Raw genomic sequence first — 20358 nt, 5'->3', positions numbered from 1 at the left:
TATTACTCCAGATAGTCCTTTAATTTGCGGCTTCTGCTTGGATGACGCAGTTTACGGAGTGCCTTTGCTTCAATCTGACGGATACGCTCCCTGGTTACATTGAATTCTTTTCCAACTTCTTCCAGTGTACGGGCACGTCCATCTTCCAGACCAAAACGAAGGGTTAATACCTTCTGCTCCCGCTCGGTCAGTGTTCCAAGCACTTCCTCCAACTGCTCTTTTAACAGGGTAAATGCTGCTGCATCAGCAGGTACCGGTACATTATCATCCTGAATGAAGTCTCCTAAATGGGAATCTTCCTCTTCACCGATTGGAGTCTCTAAAGAAACCGGCTCCTGGGAAATCTTTAAGATTTCGCGTACACGGTCTACCGGCATATTCATTTCTGCTGCAATCTCTTCCGGGGTCGGTTCACGTCCCAACTCCTGCAGTAACTGTCTGGAAACGCGGATCAGTTTGTTGATGGTCTCAACCATATGAACCGGGATACGGATGGTTCTTGCCTGGTCTGCAATGGCTCTTGTGATTGCCTGACGAATCCACCATGTTGCATAGGTAGAGAACTTATAGCCTTTCCGGTAATCGAATTTTTCAACGGCTTTAATCAGACCTAAGTTACCTTCCTGAATCAGGTCTAAGAATAACATACCACGTCCTACATAACGTTTTGCAATACTTACCACCAGACGAAGGTTGGCTTCTGCCAGACGTTTCTTTGCTTCCTGGTCTCCTAATTCCATTCTCTTTGCCAGCTCGATTTCTTCTTCTGCACTTAAAAGAGGTACTTTACCGATTTCCTTTAAATACATACGGACCGGATCCTCAATGGATACGCCGTCCGGTACCGATAAATCAATCTTTTCTACCTCTACCTCGTCTTCGTCATCTAAGATGATATCGTCATCGATATCGTCATCATCCATGATTCGAAGCACATCAATGTTATTGGTCTCAAGGAAGTCTAAGATTTTCTCAAACTCATCTGCATCCAGTTCCATGTCCTTGAAGAACTCGCTGATTTCCTGATACTCAAGGCTGTTCTTTTTCTTCTTTGCCAGTGCAAGGAGTTCCTGGAGTTTTTCCTGCAATTTTGCTTTTTTCTCCTCAATGCTCATCTTTTCGTCTTTTGCTGCCGGAGCACTTTTTGCAGCTTTTGTTGTCTTTTTCGTAGTCTTTTCCATCTTTTCATCCATTTTCTTGTTCATCCTCTCATGATTCGTCATATAAACGGGACTAAATAGTATTTTGTCCTCAATCTATAGAAATATGCATTTTCTCCATATTCTGCAAGGTTCTCTTATCTGCCACAAGCTGTTGCAAGCCCTGCATATCCGTAGGTTCTAAGTGCGCCGAACGATAGGAGATGCTGTTATCCTTCACCCGCAGAATCGTCTCTTTTAACGCCTTATCCCGCTCTGCAGCAGAATCTACTTCATGGATTCTCGCATGGAAGAGCTCTGCTACTTCCCGCTGTTCCTCTTCTTCTGCAAATAAACTGATAATCTGTGCCGGATTGACAGTACCCGACTTCTTCTGCTCGTAGAGAAGCTCTGCTACCTTACGGAAAATGTCTTCCGTAAAATCCTCCGGTGTAATGATATCTTTGATTTTATCGTACAGATTATCATATTCTATGAGCCAGGTCAAAAGCAATTTCTGGGACTGCTTCATGCCGTCCTCTTTCTTATGCTTCTTCTCATTCAGCCCACTCTTAAGCGGTGTCCGCTCTTTTACAAGTCCTCCCTGGGTGCCCAGCTGGTTTACCAGATTCCGGAGTGCTTCAAAGCTCATATGATATTTATCCGCCACGGCTTCCATATAATTGTTCCGTTCCAGTTCCGTGGTAAAATCAAGCAGTTTCTTTGCCACTTCTGTCTGGAATGCGGTCTTTCCTTCCGGGTCCTTCATATCATATTTCTGCTCTAAAATCCTGATTTCAAACATAAAGCTGTTTTCTGCCGCATCAATCCGCTTCTGGTATTCTTCCGCTCCAAGTGCCTTGATGAATTCATCCGGGTCTTTGTACGGCTTCATGTTGATGACTTTGGCTGTCAGCCCTACTTCTTTTAAAATCGGGATTGCACGAAGTGCCGCCTTAATTCCGGCACCGTCGCTGTCAAAGGTAAGATAAACCTCCTTCGTATATCGTTTCAGCAGACTGGCATGTCCACTGGTAAACGCGGTTCCTAAGGATGCCACTGCATTGTCAAAGCCTGCCTGATGCAGCGCAATTACATCCATATAGCCTTCACATAAGAGCATCTGCGGTTTCTTGGTCTGTCTTGCAAAGTTCAATGCATACAGATTCCGGCTCTTATCAAAGATTTTGGTCTCCGGCGAATTCAGATACTTCGGTTCGCCATCCCCCATGACTCGTCCACCAAATCCGATTACTTTATTATGCACATCCATAATCGGAAACATGGCACGATTCCAGAATTTATCATGTCCGCCCCGGACTTCGTCAATGGACACAAGACCGGATTCCTTTAAGATTGCATCATCATATCCAAGCTTTCTTAAATAGCGGTACAAATCATCACTGTATTTATCCGAATAGCCAAGCCCAAACTTCTGCATGGTGGCATCCGATAATTCTCTCTTTTTAAAATATTCATACGCCTGTTTTCCGTGTTCGCTCCGCAGCAGCATATAATAATATTTGCCAGCTGCCTTGTTAATCTCTAACAGAATCTGGCGTTTGTCTGCTTCTTTCTTTGCCTGGGCACTCATTTCCTGCTTCGGCAGTTCGATTCCGGCACGCTCTGCCAATGCCTCCATCGCTTCCGGGAATGAAAAGTTCTCATACTGCATCAAAAAGGTAAATACATTTCCGCCTGCTCCGCATCCAAAGCAGTAATACATCTGCTTATTCGGTGATACGGAAAAAGAACCGGTCTTTTCATTATGGAAGGGGCACAGTCCAAAATACGTGCTGCCTTTTTTTGTCAACCGTACATATCCGGAAATCACATCCACAATATCATTTCTGGAACGTACTTCTTCTATTAATTCATCTGAATAATATGCCATTCCTTAATTCACCTGCCAAGCTTTCGGTACAAAATATTCTGAGAATTTGGCAATTGCATACTGGTCGGTCATTCCTGCGATATAATCACATACTACCCGTTCTTCCTCTTCGCCTTCTGCAATCATATCGGTATACTGCGCCGGCATTGTCATCGGATGTTCCATATAATATGTAAACAGTTTGCTGAGTAAGCCTTCTGCCTTTGTCTCTTCTCCTTTGGCAATGGGATTGGTATATACGCTTACAAACATGAACTTCCGTAAATCCTGCATTGCCTGGAAAATTTCATCGGACATAATGATATCCGGCTTATCCATGCTGTTGGTTATAATATCATGAATCAGTGTATCCAGCCGGTCTGCCGAATTCTTTCCCAATACCTTCCGTATCTCAATTGGAATATCTTCTTCCACCATTATCTTTCCACGCACCGCATCATCGATATCATGATGAATATAGGCGATTTTATCGGAAAAACGGACGATTTTGCCTTCCAATGTATGCGGCATCGTACTGGTCTGATGATTTAAAATGCCATCCCGCACTTCCCATGTCAGATTCAGCCCCTGTCCGCCTTTTTCCAATTTCTCTACGATACGCACACTCTGTTTATTATGTTTAAAACCACCGGAGCAAAGTTCATTTAACACCCGCTCTCCGGCATGACCAAATGGCGTATGTCCCAAATCATGCCCTAATGCAATGGCTTCCACCAGATCTTCATTCAGCCGCAGTGCCTTTGCAATGGTTCTGGCATTCTGTGATACCTCTAAGGTATGCGACATACGGGTACGATAATGGTCACCCTTCGGTGTTAAGAACACCTGCGTCTTATTCTTCAGACGGCGGAATGCCTTACAGTGGAGAATACGGTCTCTGTCTCTCTGGTATACGGGACGTATATCACAAGGTGCCTCCGGATAATCCCGTCCTTTGGAATTCTCGCTTAATGCTGCATAAGGGCTTAACATCTCATGCTCCATGCGCTCCATCCGTTCCCGAATTGTCATATCCTTATCTTCTCCCTTCCTGTCACATCACCATTTCATGATGTAAATGCACTGCCATCATCTTTACCATTATGAGGACGTCATTCGACCTCTGCTATTATAATTCTGTGTCCACCTTCAAATTTCCTTTATTTTTTACAAAATTTCATAATATTTTTTCTAATACTTTCCAATGCGCTTCGAAATCGCCCTTGCTACCTTATAAACCGGATTCTCCATCTTCTTTGCCACCTGTTTTAATTCCTGTCGGATGGCAATGGACTGCGGGCAGTGTTTCTCACATTTTCCGCACTGACGGCATTTTGAAGCATTGGTCGGATTTGTCTTTAAAGTGGTACACATAATATATGCCTTCATACCGGAATAAAAGCTGTCGGTATAGCGTGTATTATATGCTGCAAAACAGGTCGGAATATCTACTCCATGAGGGCATGGCATACAGTAGCCGCAGCCGGTACATGGCACTTTCATATGCTGGTTAATTGACTTCTTCACTTTTTCAAAAATTTCCAGTTCTTCTTCTGTCAGTGCATTTGCTGTGGCATCTGATGCTATCCGCACATTTTCTTCTACCTGTGCAATATCATTCATTCCGGAAAGTACCACAGTTACTTCCGGATGATTCCATATCCAGCGGAGTCCCCATTCTGCCGGGGAACGATGTGGTTCTGCGGATGCAAATATGGCTCTGGCATCCTTTGGCAGTGCGTTGACCAGTCTGCCTCCCCGCAGCGGTTCCATGATAATCACCGGAATTCCCTTTGCTGCTGCATATTTTAAGCCTTCTGTTCCTGCCTGGGTATGCTCATCCATATAGTTATACTGTATCTGGCAGAAATCCCAGTCATAAGCATCTATAATCTTCTTAAACTGATTTGCTCCTCCATGGAAAGAAAAACCGATATTTCCAATCTGTCCTGATTGTTTCTTCTCTGCAATCCAGTCCTGTATACCAAGTTCTGTAAGACGCTCCCATGCTGCAATATCATTTAACATATGCATCAGATAATATTCCACATGATCCGTCTGAAGGCGTTCTAACTGCTCCTTAAAATACCGTTCCATATCCCCTTCTGCTTTTATGTAATAATGCGGCAGTTTGGTCGCAATCTTCACTTTATCCCGATAGCCTTTTGCCAAAAATTTTCCCAGACAGGCTTCACTTCCACCGTAAGTATATGCGGTATCAAAATAATTGACCCCGGCTTCCACTGCTGCTGCCATCTCCCGCTCTGCCTTTTCCTGGTCGATTGTGGTTCCCTTCTTTGAATAACGCAGGCAGCCGTAGCCTAAGATGGACAGCTGGTCTTTGTTTCCCGGATTTTCTCTATATTGCATGTTTATTCTCCCTTGCACTTGTTGTTATGGCTGCTGTGAAATGGAAAATGATAATAAGGATATCTTACCACTGCTTTGACGGGATGCGCCTTTTGTTCACCTATAGCGAATACCACTCCGGCTGCAAGGGGCTCTAATAATTTTAGGACAATTCTTTTATATATGGCAAACGGTGCAAAGTCACATCCATGTTCCTCTGCACCTCGCTGGTACGTCCCTGTACCAGCGTTGCCTGGTATTACCAAAATTCTAAGAGCCCCTAGCAGCCTGCGCAAATGTATTCGTCTACAGGCGAACAGAAGACTGCATCCTGACAAGCATTAAGAAAACAGACATCCCTATTTATCATTTCTCCAGTTCGCAGTTACCGATTCTGCATAAGTTGCCGGGTGATGATATTTTCATACCACCACCCGGCACATATACTGTCATTATAAAGCTATCGGGAAAGTTTTGCAAGAATCACTCCCGCTCCTTTAACATTTTAAATCCATCGGTCATGTCATAGGATGTAATGTTATCATTAATCCAGAGGTAAAATACATTGCCACTATACATTCCACGGACATTCTCGTAATTTGCTCCGTTAATACCCGGAATTTCTGCCTGTTTCTTAAAGGCTCCGTTTTCATAGGAATATATCTGATAGGTCTGTTTTATTCCGCTGCCGCTATAATCCTCACAAACCAGACCGATTAAATTCTTATCCTTTGAAATGATGACACACTTATAATCATATAATGCTTCGCTATAATCTACATCCTTTAATACCAGCTTTGCCTCTTCGGTTACTTCTCCCGGATTTTCTATATTAAACATGGAAATCTTAATGTTTTCTATATTTCCGGTCTTCTCATCAGATTCGTAGCCGATTCCCAGTAAGTGTGTATCATCCCAGAAATGCAGATATTCGGAGAAGCCGGTCACCTTGAGTTCGCCGATAATTTCCGGTTTTGCCGGGTCTGATAAATCCACGGTAAACAGCGGGTCGGTATTCCGGTAGGTTACAAAGTAACCAGTGTTTCCCATAAAACGGGCAGCATAGATTTCTTCTCCCGGTGCAATGCCCGTCAACTGTCCGGTTAATTTCAAGTTCTCATCCAGAATATAAAGTGCATTCACCTCATCCTCTGTACTATAATCGGTGGTCAATACCCTGAGATATCCATCACTGGCATTGATTGCAAAGGTATCTCTGACATAACCCCTTACTGCCGTTGCCGCCACACCACTGATTCTGCCCTCATCCAGTGCAAATTTTGCAATATTGGTAATCATTGCTCCATCATAATCTTCCTCATATAAATACAGGGCATCTTTGCTGATATAAGTCTGGGCATATCCAGAGATTACAAGCTTACTGTCCAGCACTTTATCCGGCTTATTTACATCCAGTGAAGAAACCAGTATACCACTTTCTCCTGATGACTCCGGCAGATAAATTTCACCGGCGGCAACCTTTTCTCCATTTACCTTCGGAATCACTGAGGTATATTCCTTTTCTACATATCCCACCACATCGGATGTCATATGATACTGTGTAAAAAGATAGACTACATCTCCGATTTTCCGGGAAGTATTATAATAACCATCCTGGATTAATCTTCCTTCAAATTCCGGATTCCTGCGGTCTACGATACTGTATACCTGAATCTGTGTGGTGCTTTTTCCATTCATTTTATAGCAGAATGCACTGTCTTCAGAAGCATCTGATACAGCAATTTCTTCATCTGAGCTTTCTTTATCTGAGTTTTCCTTATCAGAGCCAGCTTTGCTGCTTTCGCCCAAGGATGTCTCATAGCCCTGCACAACCAGAATCAGCTGGTCTCCATCCACATAAATTTCCATCACCCGGTCTGCTGCGCCACAGTCTTTCGGGAGAAATCGTGTTACTTCTTCTAATTTTCCATCCCGGATATCCGTTATAACAATGTATTTATCCTCTACCGTATAAATGTAACTGCCATCAATTTTAGCAATATCACTCTCGTCTACACCTTCCATCTGCAGATTTGTCGTAGAATAATCTTTTCCGCCTTCCTTGCTGCTCTCCGGCAAATCGGCATCGGCACTTCCGTACTTAGCTTCATCACTGTAGTAATATTCGTCACTGCCGGAATTCATTGCTCCCGATGCAACTTCGCTTGTCTCCGCACTTGTTTCCAGATCTTCTATCCAATTCTGCTGATACCCCTTAAGAAGGGTCTGATATACCTCCTTATAATCCGATGCAGGATGATACATTGTTCCAAGAGCTGCCACATCCACATACCCTGTTTCATCTGCTTCTCCCACAGTCTGCTGCGTATCTGTCATTGCTACGGAATCCGTCTGCCCTGTACCGGAATTCTTATCGAAACGGGTCACTGTTATATAAATTCCGCTGCATACTACCAGTGCCAGCACTGCCACCATACTTCCAAGTCTGCGCCATGGAATTATTTTCTTCGATTTTTTCGGTTCCAAGTGCTGATTTTCCTGCTGCTGTTTTGCTTTCTGTTCCTGTAATTGTTTTTCTATCTGTTCCGGTTTCAGAGTCTCTGGTATCTCTATCTCTTCCGCCGCTTTTCTTAACTGGGTTAAAATCTCCTGTTCATTCATACCGGCACCTCCATCTCATCTGAATTTTCTGTTGTTTTTCAGACTTTTTGCATATCTTCCGTTTCTCACTTCCAATATTTCTCCACCATTTTCTTTATTCCCCGGCTCTCTTTTGAGCGGACGGTATTTTCGTTAAGGACTAACAGTTTTCCGATTTCCTTGCTGCTATACCCACAGAATAAATGCATGGCGATAATCATTCGTTCCTCGGAAGGCAGCTCAAAGAACAGGCTCCGGACTGCTGCATGCTCATCCATTCCGGATTTTCCCAGATGCTCTAAAAGCTCCGGTGTCAGCTCTTCCGGACGGGTCGCATACTCTTTTAATTTACGTTTGCACTTATTACTTAAAATACGGAATATCCACGCCCGGAACGCTTCTGTCTTTCGAAGCTCCCCGATTTGTGCAAATGCATCTGTCACGGTATCGCTGACCACATCCTGTGCATCCTGCGGATGCTTCAGCACATATAACGCAAAGCGATACAAGTCCTGATAAACGCCTTCATATAATTGTGCAAATGCACCAGTATCCCCACTTTGTGCCCTGCGCACCAGCTGCAGTTCCTGCTCCATATGCTCACCCTATACCTTCCTATGTCCTTTCCTTTGACCGGTCTCATATATATAGTGTCGCTGAATTCCATTCTGTTGCATATATTTTTAAATTTTTAAAAATAGCAGTACTCTTCACCGAATACAGATGCTGTCTAAGTGCTGTAAAGGGCACTAAGAATTTCGAAAAATCATTTTTATATCCGGCAACCGGTGCAAAGTCACATCCATGTTCCTATGCACCTTGCCGGCACATCCTTGTGCCGGCATTGCCTAATATCTAACGAAATTCCAAGTGCCCTTAACAGCCCTTAAAATGCATCTGCACTTCGGCGAACACTCCTGCTATTCTTCAAAATTCAAAAAAACATATTTATAACTGGCTGATTACCAGCACATCATTTTCACGAATCACAGTATTTCCGTTCGGTATCACAACCTTCTCATTCCGCTTTAGAACAAGAACCAGCTTCTCTTCTCCCAGTTTTATTCTGGATAATGGCTTTCCAATCCACTTGCTGTCTTTTTCGATTGGGATTTCTGTCAGACAGATGCCAAGATTTTCTTCCGGAGATAAGGCACTTAAGACAATCTTGTCTCCGGCAAGCACTACCGTGTTGCCATTTGGAATGATACGCTCCTCGCCTCTTAGAATCAGCACCAGTAATAAATCCGGCAGGGAAGCAAGGTCTTTTATCTTGCGGTTCTCCCATGGATGTCCTGCCTTGATGCTGATTTTAACAAACTCCACCGGCATTTCATCGGAGTAGTCACTGAAGGTCTTCATGACGTTGCCATTTTCGTCTATCATGTCAAGCTTCTTCGCCACCAGTCCAAGCAGTGTACCCTGAATACTGATAGAGAACAGGACAATGAAAATAACTATGTGGAACAAATCATTTTTCGTATATGCCGGGCTTACTGTTGCCATAATTGCAAATACTATGGATGCCGCTCCACGAAGCCCCGCCCAGGACACCAGAAGCTGCTGCTTTACCGGGCAGCGGAATGGCATCAAGATAGCAAATACAGAAACCGGCCTTGCCACAAATGTTAAAAATACCGCAATTGCCAGTGCAATCGGCAGTATCTTCGGCAGCTGGGATGGATATGCCAGCAGACCAAGCAGGAAGAAAATCAGCATCTGCATCAATCCGGTGATTCCGTCAAAGAAATGCACCAGTGATTTTTTGTGATGAAGGGGAGTGTTGCCAAGGATAATTCCGGCAATGTATGCTGCCAGATAACCATTTCCATTTATCATGGATGCTCCGGCGTAGGATACCAGTGCCATACTGAATACAAATATCGTATCAAATCCATCCGTTGCAAAATTCACTTTTTTTAAAATGAATGCTGCTGCCAGTGCCACAACTACCCCCACTAATATGCCAAAAATAATCTGCGAGAATATCATGACAACCAGCGAAGAACCACTTAATTCTCCGCTCATTATTGTTAATATAATTACGGTCAGCATATAAGAACATGGGTCATTACTACCACTTTCCACCTCCAACATGGATGCAGTATTGTTCTTAAGATTCAGCCGTCTGGAACGAAGGATTGAAAAGACCGATGCCGCATCCGTAGAACTGATTACAGAGCCAATCAGCATACTTTCCCAGAAATCCATTTTCAATATAAAATGACAGAATGCTCCGGTTGTTACTGCGGTCAGTATCACACCCACTGTTGATAATAATACTGCTTTACCAGCCACCGGCTTTGCCTGTTTCCAGTTGGTTCCAAATCCACCGTAAAACATGATAAAGATTAAGGACACCGTACAAATCTGTTCGGCAATCGTAAAATTATCAAAAGGAATCTTTAAAATTCCATCTGTTCCAAACATCATGCCAAGAAGAATATATGCCAACAGCATTGGAATTCCCAGTTTGTTGGACATTTTATTCAATGACAGGCACAATAAAATCACTGCTGCTACCAGTAAAATATAGCTTGTCATAAATACCTCTCTTTCCTGTTTTTATTTACCTGTTGCTCTTACGTCTTCTTCTATCCCCTTTTCTTTTATTACCTCTACCTATTCCTTCTTTTCTTCTGCCTCCATGATACTTCCTGCCTTTACCAGTCCTCTCTGCAGTGCATCCCTTGCATTCTTCCAAGGCTGCTCCTTATAACGGTAATCATTCTTACAGATGAACCATTCTAAATCATCCCGCACCCTCTCATATCCGTTAATAAAAGTCTCATTTAAAGTCATCAGAAATTCATTCAGGTATTTCTTACCCATATATTCCGGGGCACCGGAAAACAGAACTTTATAATGATTTACACAAAAGCCTTTGGATGCTGCAAACTGTTTGCGGAAGTCCTCTTCTTTTTCATATAAATAGTAAATGGTATTGATATAATTTGTAAAGCTGTGATTAATGTAATCACACACAAAGCACTTTTTCTCTTTTTCTTCCACAAAGGTAATCACCGGATGGACCGTCTGGCTCTTTTTCCTGAAAAGTACAGCTGCCTGAGGCAGTGGTGCTTTCATTGCTTTTTTTAACTCCTTAGCTGTCTTATCCATATGGGTCTTTAACATCATGGCAAGTCCTAATTTATTCGGATATTCATATAACATTTCCAAATGCTTCTGACAGAAGCCCTGTTCATCGCTCTGCTCCCGGATATCTCCCTCCATATAACTTGCACCCGGTCCAATGGTATAATTGATAGCATTTTCTTCTAATTTCTGATACATTCTGCAGACCGGACATTCGCTTTCCTCTGCAAATGCATCCTGTATTGGTATCGTATAAATCTCTGTTTTCATTTTAATCTCCTTAAAGATACACAAAAGGGTATTCCATATGCACTCCTTCGGCCTGTGGAATACCCTTCTCTTTGCAATTGTATACCGTTTATTACATCATGTTTTTCTCTACTTCTTCTTTCATGGAAGAAACATTAAACTTACGGATATTTTCATCCAGTTCTGCTACTACAGAAGTAATTCTGGCAGTTGCATTCTTACATTCTTCTACCAAAGCTTCAAACTCATTCATTGCCTCAGATGTATCTCTGGCACTTGTTGTATTTGTCTCTGCTGCTGCAGCAAGCGAATCCATTTTCTCTTCAATGGCACTCTTATGTTCATTCAAGCCACCGACTTCTGAATTGATTCCCTGAATAGAAGTGCTGACACTTTCAATTTCATGATTCAAGGCAGTAAAGATTGTCTCTGTCTCGCGAATCTTTGCATTCTGCTGTTCAAATGCTTCTGATACTTTTCCGGTAATGTCTACACTGACATTAGAATTATCAATCAGTTCATTAACAATTTTATTAATCTGCTCTGAAGACTCTCTGGACTGGTCTGCCAAGGTACGGATTTCTTCTGCAACTACGGCAAATCCTTTTCCCTGTTCTCCTGCCCGCGCAGCTTCAATACTTGCATTTAAAGCAAGCAGATTTGTCTGGCTTGCAATTCCTGCAATAATCTCTGTTGCAGTACGAATCTGTAAGGCAGACTGATTGGTTCTGTCTGTCTGGCTCTGCACTTCATCAATAGACTGCCTGTTCTGTCTGCTGATTTCCACCAGCTGCTGCATAATCACCTCTGCTGATTCATTGCAGTCTTTCATTTTTAATGCACTGTCCGAAAGAAGTGTAATATTGCTGGCAATTACTTCAATGGCATTGCCGATTTCTGCTACTTTCTGCTGTACATGCTGTGTTTTCTCTGCCTGTGAAACGGTATTATCTGTAATGGAAGCAACTTCACCGCTCACATGATCCAACGCTTCATTCATAGTGTCAAAGGACTGGCTGAATGTCGTAGACAGTTCGCTTAATTCCCTGCTGGCTCTACGGATTCCGGTTACAATCTGTGCAAAGTTTCTTACCATATCATTGGCAGAGCCTAACAATTTGCTGATTTCATCATTTTTTTCATTATGTTTTGGTTCTTCTAACTGAAGGCTTCCATCCGCAATCTTATCCATACTTCCAATTACAGCTTTCAGTTTTCCGGCAATTGCTACTGCAAGCCACAGGGAACCTGCCACAAATACCGCTAAAACCACAATTAAAATAATCGTTCCCACACCTGCATTTAATGCTGTATTCTGTACCAGATGCATTATGATAATTCCGGCAAGTCCAACCAGAAGAATCGGGAGTGAAATTACTGCAATTAATCCAAGTGCCAGTTTCTTTCCTATATTACTTTTTTCTGAAGATTTACGTTTTTCTGCCATTACTGCACTTCCTCCTTATAGCTCTTATCTCTTATTCTTATTCTTATGTATTATCTTTTTATCCGGTTATCTTTAAATAAGCTGCGGAAAATGCCGGCATATCAAGACCACCCTGAAATGCTGCTTTTTCTCCGGTCAGCAGGTCAACTGCTTCTGCTGCTCCTGCATCAAAGGATGCATGGAAGGGATTCTCTTCCAGATTGATTGCTACAAGAATCCGCTCACCTTCAAAGCTTCTCTCAAATACAATCTGCCGGTTTGTTAAGAATACCTTTCGGTAGTTGCCATAGCAAAGTGCTTTTTCCGATTTATGAACCTTCGCCAGTCTGGAAATATAATCGGTAAGTTCATTCCATTCCGGTGCTTCAAAAGAAGGACGGAGTGCTTCATCCCCGCCATTTTCCTTCTTTCCCTCTGCTGCCCATTCACCGCCATAATAGACACATGGAATGCCAGGAATTGCAAACAGCATTGCATATACCAGTGGAAGATGTTCTTTTTCCTTTAAAGTGCTTGCCAGACGGTTCACATCATGGTTATCCAGAAAATTTAATAAATGTTTGCCCTGATACATTCCACAGAAATGCTGCTCCAGGGTATAATTGATTTCAAAGAGGTTGCGGTCATTAAAGCTGGACCACATTCCCTTATATGCCTGATAATTTGTTACACTGTGCAGCATATTCTGTTCATCCAGAAGACGGTTATAATCACCATGAATCATCTCGCCCAGGAGATAAAAATCATCCTTTTTCGAATCTACGAACTGACGTAATCTTCTTACAAAATCCATATCCAGACTGTATGCAACATCCAGACGCAGTCCGTCAATATCAAATTCTTTTATCCATCCCTCTACTGCTGAAAAGATATGCCGGATTACTTCTTCATTCCGCAAATTCAGCTTTACCAGCTCATTATGTCCTTCCCAGCCTTCATAGGAAAGTCCGTCGTTATAATTATTATTCCAGCCAAAATTCACATTTGTGAACCAGTCCTTATATGGAGAATTCTCTCTGTTTTTCAGTAAATCCTGAAATGCAAAGAAGCCTCTTCCCACATGGTTAAACACTCCGTCCAACACTACTTTGATATTGTTGTCATGTAATTTTCCACATACTTCTTTAAAGTCCTCATTGGTTCCAAGTCTTACATCTAACTTTGTATAATCCCTGGTATCATAACCGTGACGGTCTGATTCAAAAACCGGACAGAAATATATTGCATCCACTCCAAGCTTTACCATATGCGGAATCCAATCTTCCACTTTCTTTATCCGATGAGCCAGAACACCATCATTTTCTGTTGGTGCTCCGCAAAATCCCAATGTTGAAATCTGATAAAATACACTGTCATATGACCACATAAAAACTGTTCCTCCTGTCTGTCCATCATGTGCTGTGGTTTTCCCGCTACCTGCGTAAATAAAAGAGGACGGTTCCTTTTGCGGGAACCATCCTCCTAACTTCTTCCCTCTACCTTCGCCCATGTTGTTTCAATTACGCTTATTATAACATAACTTTATAGCATAAGGGAATTTTTTTCTTGCATTTTTCCTAATTTTTTTTGATTTTCATAACGTTATTTTGTTATTTTTCAACACCGGTAAGCTGATATCCTGCTTTTTCAATCACTTCTGCAAATGCTGCATCCGGAATCTCTTTGTCCATGGTTACTTCAGCACTCTTTGTCTCAAGGCTGACAGCTGCCTGTACTCCTTCCATGGCATTTAATGCTTCTTCCACATGTTTCTTGCAATGTTCACACATCATTCCTTCAATTTTAAGTGTTTCTTTCATTTTATTATCCTCCTTATCATTTTCATTATTATCTGTCACTTTTTCTGTTGTCTGTTCTGTCTGACTTCCTGTTGCTTTTTCCGCTATCTGTTCTGCCACATTTCCTGCCGTCTGCTCTAATCGCTGCGGCTTAAAAAGCTTTAACCGGAGAGCATTGCAAACAACACAGACGCTGCTTAAACTCATGGCGGCTGCACCGAACATCGGATTTAATTTAATATGAAATGCCGGGTATAAAACGCCTGCTGCCAGTGGAATTCCAATGCTGTTATAGAAGAATGCCCAGAACAGGTTCTCCTTGATATTGCGGATAACCGCTTTGCTTAACCGGATGGCTGTTACGGCATCCATCAGATCATTCCGCATCAGTACCGCATCTGCACTTTCGATTGCCACATCTGTTCCTGCTCCAATGGCAATTCCTACATCAGCTCTTGCCAGTGCCGGTGCATCATTGATTCCGTCTCCAATCATGGCAACCTTATGTCCCTGCTGCTGCAGTTTGGCAATATGCCGTTCCTTATCCTCCGGCAATACTTCTGCAATTACTTTTGGAATTCCAAGCTTCTTACGAATAGCTTCGGCGGTACGTTTATGGTCTCCGGTCAGCATTACTACCTCAATGTGCATCTTACGGAATGCTTCAATAGCATAGCGGCTGGTTTTCTTTTCCACATCTGCTGCTGCAATGATACCCAGAAGGCTGTTGTTTTTCGCAAAGATTAATGGAGTCTTTCCTTCTTCTGCCAGCTTGTCCAGAGTATCTCCAAGGTCATCCAATGACACTCCCTTTTCTTTCATAAAGGCTTCGTTTCCCGCATAATAAGATGCATTTTCGTCTTCTGCCTCAATTCCTCTGCCCAGAATTGTCTTAAAATTCTTCATGGCAAGGGGCATAATCTCCTGCTCCTTCGCATACTGCAGAATTGCCTGTGCCAGTGGATGCCCGCTTCCCTGCTCAACGCCTGCTGCAATTGCCACAAATTCTTTTTCGTTTAATTCTGTGGTTCCAACACTCACATCTGTAACCCTTGGCTTACCTTCTGTTATGGTTCCGGTCTTATCCATAACTACAGTATCGATACTGTGCGCCGTTTCCAGCGCTTCGCCAGACTTAATCAGGATTCCGTTTTCTGCACCTTTTCCGGTTCCTACCATAATAGCTACCGGTGTTGCAAGTCCAAGGGCACACGGACAGGAAATAACCAGCACTGCGATTCCAATAGAAAGTGCAAATTCAAAGGTTGCCCCACTGATGAGCCAGATGATTGCAGCAATTAGGGCAATTGTAATAACCACCGGCACAAATACTCCTGCAATCTTATCTGCCATCTTGGCAATCGGTGCTTTACTGGATCCAGCTTCTTCCACCAGATGAATAATCTGGCTGATGGTGGTATCTTCCCCGACCTTGGATGCACGGATTTTCAAGAAGCCATTCTGGTTAATGGTTGCGGAAATTGCAATATCCCCCACTTCCTTATATACCGGAATGCTCTCCCCGGTAATGGCAGATTCATCGAGGCTTGACTGTCCCTCTTCAATTACTCCGTCCACCGGAACGGTTTCACCGGGACGAACCAGCACCAAATCACCTTTTACCAGTTCCTCTGCCGGAACCGTAACTTCTTTGCCATCTCTTAAGACCTTTGCCTGCTTCGGAGCCAAGTCCATCAGCTTCTCAATAGCTTCACTGGTCTTTCCTTTGGAACGGCTCTCTAAATATTTTCCAACTGTAATCAATGTCAGAATCATTCCTGCAGACTCAAAATAAATATCCATGCTGTACCGGCTTACCAGTGCCATATCCTGATGTCCCAGGCCATAACCAATCCGGAAAATGGCAAATACACCATAGATAACGGAAGCCGATGCCCCAAGTGCAATCAGCGAATCCATATTCGGGCTTCTGTGTACAAAAAGATTCTTAAATCCTACAATAAAATATTTCCGGTTCAGATACATAATCGGAAGCAGCAATAAAAACTGGGAAAAGGAAAATGCCAGAGCATTCTCATCTCCGTGAAATGCAGCCTTGATAAATCCCGGTACCGGAATTCCAAACCATTCATAAAACATATGGTGCATGGAAATATACATCATCGGAATCAGAAAAATAACAGACCAGATCAGACGGATTTTCATCTCATGCATTTCCTGCTCTGCCTTATTTATCTTTTTCCCTTTGCCTGTACGTTTCTCATTTCCGGCATTTGCCAGTGCAGCACCATAACCTGCCTTCTCTACTTCTGATACAATGATATCTTCATTGACCTTATTCTCGTCATAGGACACCTGCATACTGTTGGTCAGCAGATTTACGGATACATTTTCCACTCCGTCAATCTTTGACACACACTTTTCCACACGGGAAGAGCATGCAGAACACGTCATACCTGTGACTTCATAACGTTCCTGTTTCACACTTTTGTCCTCCTCTATTTCATCAGTTTCTGAAGGGTCGCACAAAGCTCATCCACCGCTTCTTCCTTTCCGGCACGGATGTCTTCCACCACACAGGATTTGATATGCTCCGCTAACAACACTTTATTAAAGGAGTTCAGTGCAGAATTAATTGCAGACACCTGCGTTAAAATATCCACACAGTAGCGGTCTTCTTCCAACATTTTCTTTACACCCCGCACCTGTCCTTCAATCCGGTTCAAGCGTTTTAATAAATCCTGATATTCTGCTTCCTGTCTGTGCTTCTTCCGTCCACAGCAGGATGGGCACATCTCTTTTTCTTCTGCCATAGTCAGGCTCCCTTCTATCTTCACATTCCAATACACATTTCCCGATAGTCATATACCCCCTACCGGTATGCTTATATTATACCCCCATAGGGTATTTGTCAATCATTTTTCCATTGAATGTTCCAATTCATATTCAAGCCATCCTCTTCCGCTCTATGATATTATCTTGACTTTTCCTATGATTTATGCTATTTTCATAACGCTAAAACTGGTGTGGATTTTTCTAGTCTGACTACTTTTCGCCACACAATTATCCTTGTGATAATTGTGTGGCGTTTTTTACTTTACAGGAAATTGCTTTCCTGTAAAGTAAAAAACGCTCCGCGAGGATGCACACTGCGGCGTATAAGGTAGATGTCGCAAGCGACCGCCGCAGGTGCGAGAATGCGCCAAGGCACATTCTTTGTTCTTTCTCACACTTTGGATTAGTGAGAAAAAAGAAAAAAGGAGTAATTATTATGAATGAAGATTTTATGAAAGAAAAACCGATTTTGCCACTGCTGACTACCATGGCACTTCCTATGGTTATCTCCATGCTGGTAAATTCTCTTTATAATATTATAGACAGTCTGTTTGTGGCCAAAATCAGTGAAGATGCCATGACTGCCCTTTCCCTGGTCTATCCGGTGCAGAATTTTATCAATGCTGTGGCAATTGGATTTGGTGTCGGAATTAATGCTTTAATTTCTTTTCACCTTGGTGCAAAAGAAGGGGAAAAAGCCAATATTGCTGCAACCCATGGGTTCTTCTTTTCTATTTTGCATGGTGTCATTTTAACGATTGGAAGCATTGCCCTGATTCCTACGTTTTTAAGCCGCTTTACCACCGACAGTAATGTTCTTAAGTCAGGTGTAGAATATGCAAATATTGTATTTGTATTCAGTATCATTATTATGATGAATTTAACCTTTGAAAAAGTCTTTCAGTCTGTCGGCAGAATGAATGTCTCCATGATTGGACTGATGCTAGGATGTATTGCCAATATCATTTTAGACCCGCTTTTAATTTTCGGAATTGGCATCTTCCCGAAAATGGGAATGCGCGGAGCTGCCCTTGCCACCGGTATCGGACAGCTGCTGACTCTTATTTTTTATCTCTTTGCCTATTTTCTGCGCCCAATCAGTGTACGGATTAGCAGAAAATATCTTATCCTGGATAAACATCTTGATTTGAAATTATATGGTATCGGCATTCCAGCCATCTTAAATCTGGCTCTGCCGTCCTTACTGATCTCATTTTTAAACGGACTCCTTGCCGCATATGACCAGTGTTATGTGGTAGTCGTCGGAATCTATTACAAGCTGCAGACCTTCCTCTACCTTCCTGCCAATGGAATTATCCAGGGGATGCGTCCGCTGGTGGGCTTCAATTACGGTGCCGGTGAAATAAAGCGTGTGAAGAAAATCTATCATCTTACCCTCTGTATGAATGGTGTCATTATGCTCCTTGGTATGATTATCTGCTTTACTGCATCACCTTACCTTATCGGAATGTTTACAGACAATGCCACCACAATTTCCGTGGGAAGCAATGCCCTTCGGATTATCTGCTGTGGTTTCCTGATTTCCACCGTATCCATTACTGCCTCCGGTGCTTTGGAAGGGCTTTCAAAGGGCGGACAGTCCTTAATTATTTCACTGCTCCGTTATATCCTTTTTATCATTCCGCTTGCTTTTGTTCTCTGCAAAGCCTTTGGTCCACAGTGCGTATTCCATGCCTTCTGGATTACGGAAATTCTCACTGCCGCAATTGCAGCCCTGCTGATGAAATCAAGCCTCCGGCTTCCGGGCACACAGGCATAAAATACATTAGAGAAAGCTGCCAGCAAAATTTTGCTGACAGCTTTCTCTATGCTATTTCTTATACATATATAATTGTTACGCCGGAAAAATTACATTCTCCAGTAAGTATCACACTGTGCACACCATCCGGTACATTCCGATTTTTCTCTTCCACTGCACCAAATGCTGCATGGACTTTATTTATCATTGCCCAGCTCTTTGGAATATAAAGCTCTACTCCGGAAAAGGATGCATCCAGATAAATCGTTGCCTGTGGCTGCTGCATCATCGCATTATCAAAATACACTTTCATGCTGCCAAAGCTGCAGTCCAAGGAAGCAGACTGGAAATCATCCGTATTCACATATTTGATGGATGCGCCAAAGGAGGTATCGAAAGAAATCCGGTTACCATCCTCTTCATCTATAATGGTCTCATAGTCCGTATCTTTTTTCTTTTTCCAACATTTTGTGGTATTCTTCTTAAAAATGATACCGAAGCCGATGGATAAAAGCAGTGCCGCTCCAAGTATCGGCCATGGTGTAATCGCCTGTATGCCAAGCTGTTCATCATAAATAATTCCAAGAAATGCCAATGAAAAAAAGATTCCGGTAAATCGAAGCTTTATCAGGCTGCTTAATAAAATACAACCGAAAAATATTGTTCCGATTACCGTCCAGAAGCCAATGCCTTCCACCAGTCCCAGTTTGCTTACAATCAGGAATACCGCTCCAAAAATCAGAAACAGTCCCCAGAAGATTCTCTCTTTTTTCATTTTCTTATCCTCTTTTCTTCCAGTTTACATTTTAATGGTTTGTAGTAATATCTTGATACATATACCTGTTTATGGCTTCCCATAAATTCCACCACACTTGATGCCGTAAGATTTCTTGTAATGGAGTAAATCCGGTTGGTATTTAAAATCGTGGATTTGGAAACCCTCATAAAATGTCCCGGCAACAGTTCTTCCAGCTCATACAGTTTATATCTGGTCTGATACATCTTATCTGTTGTATGCACCCATACCTCTTTGGTCTCTGTCTCAAAAAACAGGATTTCATCCAAAGACAGATAGTATTCCGTATCTTCCTTATAACAGATTAACTGCTGTTTTCCGGTAAGCACCTGTGACACGGCTTCCTGTATTTTCCTTACATTTTCATCTAAGGATCTGCAGCGAATCAGCACTTCATCCTCTATTAAGTTTTCGTCTAATTCAATCCGTATCTTCATTGTCGTTCCTTCCTATGTCACTCATTATACACAAACAC

Annotated in this window: 15 protein-coding genes; 1 reads left to right on the top strand and 14 read right to left on the bottom strand. The window is 42.6% G+C overall.

Features of this window, described 5'->3' with window-relative positions; genetic code table 11:
* Window positions 1-2 precede the first annotated feature (2 nt).
* The 12 genes from rpoD to DWX96_RS08050 all read right to left on the bottom strand — a co-directional run bounded on the left by rpoD (window position 3) and on the right by DWX96_RS08050 (window position 17306).
* Window positions 3-1115 carry an RNA polymerase sigma factor RpoD gene (rpoD, locus tag DWX96_RS08110; protein ID WP_117698098.1) on the bottom strand — a complete coding sequence of 371 codons (1113 nt, stop codon included), beginning with the start codon at window positions 1113-1115 and terminating at the stop codon, window positions 3-5.
* 136 nt (window positions 1116-1251) lie between these two features.
* Window positions 1252-3033: a DNA primase gene (gene dnaG, locus DWX96_RS08105; protein WP_118057218.1), complete on the bottom strand. Its 1782-nt coding sequence runs from the start codon at window positions 3031-3033 to the stop codon at window positions 1252-1254.
* Window positions 3034-3036: 3 nt separating this feature from the next.
* Window positions 3037-4044, bottom strand: a complete 1008-nt coding sequence (locus DWX96_RS08100; protein ID WP_117841995.1) for a deoxyguanosinetriphosphate triphosphohydrolase — start codon at window positions 4042-4044, stop codon at window positions 3037-3039.
* A 159-nt stretch (window positions 4045-4203) separates the two neighbouring features.
* Window positions 4204-5382 carry an aldo/keto reductase gene (locus DWX96_RS08095; RefSeq protein ID WP_118057217.1) on the bottom strand — a complete coding sequence of 393 codons (1179 nt, stop codon included), beginning with the start codon at window positions 5380-5382 and terminating at the stop codon, window positions 4204-4206.
* 462 nt (window positions 5383-5844) lie between these two features.
* Entirely contained in the window at window positions 5845-7983 is a 2139-nt protein-coding gene (locus DWX96_RS08085) for a beta-propeller domain-containing protein (RefSeq protein WP_118057215.1), read from the bottom strand.
* 65 nt (window positions 7984-8048) lie between these two features.
* Window positions 8049-8558 carry an RNA polymerase sigma factor gene (locus tag DWX96_RS08080; protein WP_118057214.1) on the bottom strand — a complete coding sequence of 170 codons (510 nt, stop codon included), beginning with the start codon at window positions 8556-8558 and terminating at the stop codon, window positions 8049-8051.
* 352 nt (window positions 8559-8910) lie between these two features.
* Window positions 8911-10506: a potassium/proton antiporter gene (locus DWX96_RS08075; protein WP_117841999.1), complete on the bottom strand. Its 1596-nt coding sequence runs from the start codon at window positions 10504-10506 to the stop codon at window positions 8911-8913.
* A gap of 78 nt (window positions 10507-10584) precedes the next feature.
* Window positions 10585-11328, bottom strand: coding sequence for a DUF6062 family protein (locus DWX96_RS08070; protein ID WP_117842000.1), 744 nt, complete (start codon window positions 11326-11328; stop codon window positions 10585-10587).
* Window positions 11329-11419: 91 nt separating this feature from the next.
* Window positions 11420-12754 (bottom strand): methyl-accepting chemotaxis protein, encoded by a 1335-nt coding sequence (locus DWX96_RS08065; RefSeq protein ID WP_118057213.1) that lies wholly within the window; start codon window positions 12752-12754, stop codon window positions 11420-11422.
* Between the two features lie 58 nt (window positions 12755-12812).
* The gene (locus tag DWX96_RS08060; protein ID WP_118057212.1) at window positions 12813-14120 is read right to left on the bottom strand and encodes an alpha-amylase family glycosyl hydrolase; all 1308 of its coding nucleotides are present in this window, start codon (window positions 14118-14120) and stop codon (window positions 12813-12815) included.
* A 223-nt stretch (window positions 14121-14343) separates the two neighbouring features.
* Window positions 14344-16977, bottom strand: coding sequence for a heavy metal translocating P-type ATPase (locus tag DWX96_RS08055; protein WP_118057211.1), 2634 nt, complete (start codon window positions 16975-16977; stop codon window positions 14344-14346).
* A 14-nt stretch (window positions 16978-16991) separates the two neighbouring features.
* Window positions 16992-17306, bottom strand: coding sequence for a metal-sensing transcriptional repressor (locus DWX96_RS08050; RefSeq protein ID WP_117698060.1), 315 nt, complete (start codon window positions 17304-17306; stop codon window positions 16992-16994).
* Window positions 17307-17764: 458 nt separating this feature from the next.
* On the opposite strand from DWX96_RS08050, the gene DWX96_RS08045 reads away from it, so the two are divergent.
* Window positions 17765-19108, top strand: coding sequence for an MATE family efflux transporter (locus tag DWX96_RS08045; RefSeq protein WP_118057210.1), 1344 nt, complete (start codon window positions 17765-17767; stop codon window positions 19106-19108).
* Window positions 19109-19166: 58 nt separating this feature from the next.
* Here DWX96_RS08045 and DWX96_RS08040 read toward each other — a convergent pair whose 3' ends face one another.
* Window positions 19167-19862 carry a LiaF transmembrane domain-containing protein gene (locus tag DWX96_RS08040; protein ID WP_117842005.1) on the bottom strand — a complete coding sequence of 232 codons (696 nt, stop codon included), beginning with the start codon at window positions 19860-19862 and terminating at the stop codon, window positions 19167-19169.
* On the bottom strand, window positions 19859-20320 hold the full coding sequence (locus DWX96_RS08035) for a LytTR family DNA-binding domain-containing protein (RefSeq protein ID WP_117698057.1): 462 nt from the start codon (window positions 20318-20320) through the stop codon (window positions 19859-19861). The genes DWX96_RS08040 and DWX96_RS08035 overlap by 4 nt, the downstream gene beginning before the upstream one ends.
* Window positions 20321-20358: the final 38 nt, after the last annotated feature.

It is taken from the genome of Roseburia sp. AF22-2LB (genome assembly GCF_003461125.1).
GTDB classification, from domain to species: Bacteria; Bacillota; Clostridia; order Lachnospirales; family Lachnospiraceae; genus Roseburia_C; species Roseburia_C amylophila.
This window is presented reverse-complemented; position numbering and strand designations above follow the sequence as displayed.

Bases quoted from the DNA above. Each gene is read 5' to 3' on its own strand.
- DWX96_RS08065 (WP_118057213.1), bottom strand. From the start codon at position 12,754: ATGGCAGAAAAACGTAAATCTTCAGAAAAAAGTAATATAGGAAAGAAA.
- DWX96_RS08100 (WP_117841995.1), bottom strand. From the start codon at position 4,044: ATGACAATTCGGGAACGGATGGAGCGCATGGAGCATGAGATGTTAAGC.
- DWX96_RS08035 (WP_117698057.1), bottom strand. From the start codon at position 20,320: ATGAAGATACGGATTGAATTAGACGAAAACTTAATAGAGGATGAAGTG.
- DWX96_RS08095 (WP_118057217.1), bottom strand. From the start codon at position 5,382: ATGCAATATAGAGAAAATCCGGGAAACAAAGACCAGCTGTCCATCTTA.
- DWX96_RS08045 (WP_118057210.1), top strand. From the start codon at position 17,765: ATGAATGAAGATTTTATGAAAGAAAAACCGATTTTGCCACTGCTGACT.
- rpoD (WP_117698098.1), bottom strand. From the start codon at position 1,115: ATGAGCATTGAGGAGAAAAAAGCAAAATTGCAGGAAAAACTCCAGGAA.
- dnaG (WP_118057218.1), bottom strand. From the start codon at position 3,033: ATGGCATATTATTCAGATGAATTAATAGAAGAAGTACGTTCCAGAAAT.
- DWX96_RS08050 (WP_117698060.1), bottom strand. From the start codon at position 17,306: ATGGCAGAAGAAAAAGAGATGTGCCCATCCTGCTGTGGACGGAAGAAG.
- DWX96_RS08070 (WP_117842000.1), bottom strand. From the start codon at position 11,328: ATGAAAACAGAGATTTATACGATACCAATACAGGATGCATTTGCAGAG.
- DWX96_RS08080 (WP_118057214.1), bottom strand. From the start codon at position 8,558: ATGGAGCAGGAACTGCAGCTGGTGCGCAGGGCACAAAGTGGGGATACT.
- DWX96_RS08040 (WP_117842005.1), bottom strand. From the start codon at position 19,862: ATGAAAAAAGAGAGAATCTTCTGGGGACTGTTTCTGATTTTTGGAGCG.
- DWX96_RS08075 (WP_117841999.1), bottom strand. From the start codon at position 10,506: ATGACAAGCTATATTTTACTGGTAGCAGCAGTGATTTTATTGTGCCTG.
- DWX96_RS08060 (WP_118057212.1), bottom strand. From the start codon at position 14,120: ATGTGGTCATATGACAGTGTATTTTATCAGATTTCAACATTGGGATTT.
- DWX96_RS08085 (WP_118057215.1), bottom strand. From the start codon at position 7,983: ATGAATGAACAGGAGATTTTAACCCAGTTAAGAAAAGCGGCGGAAGAG.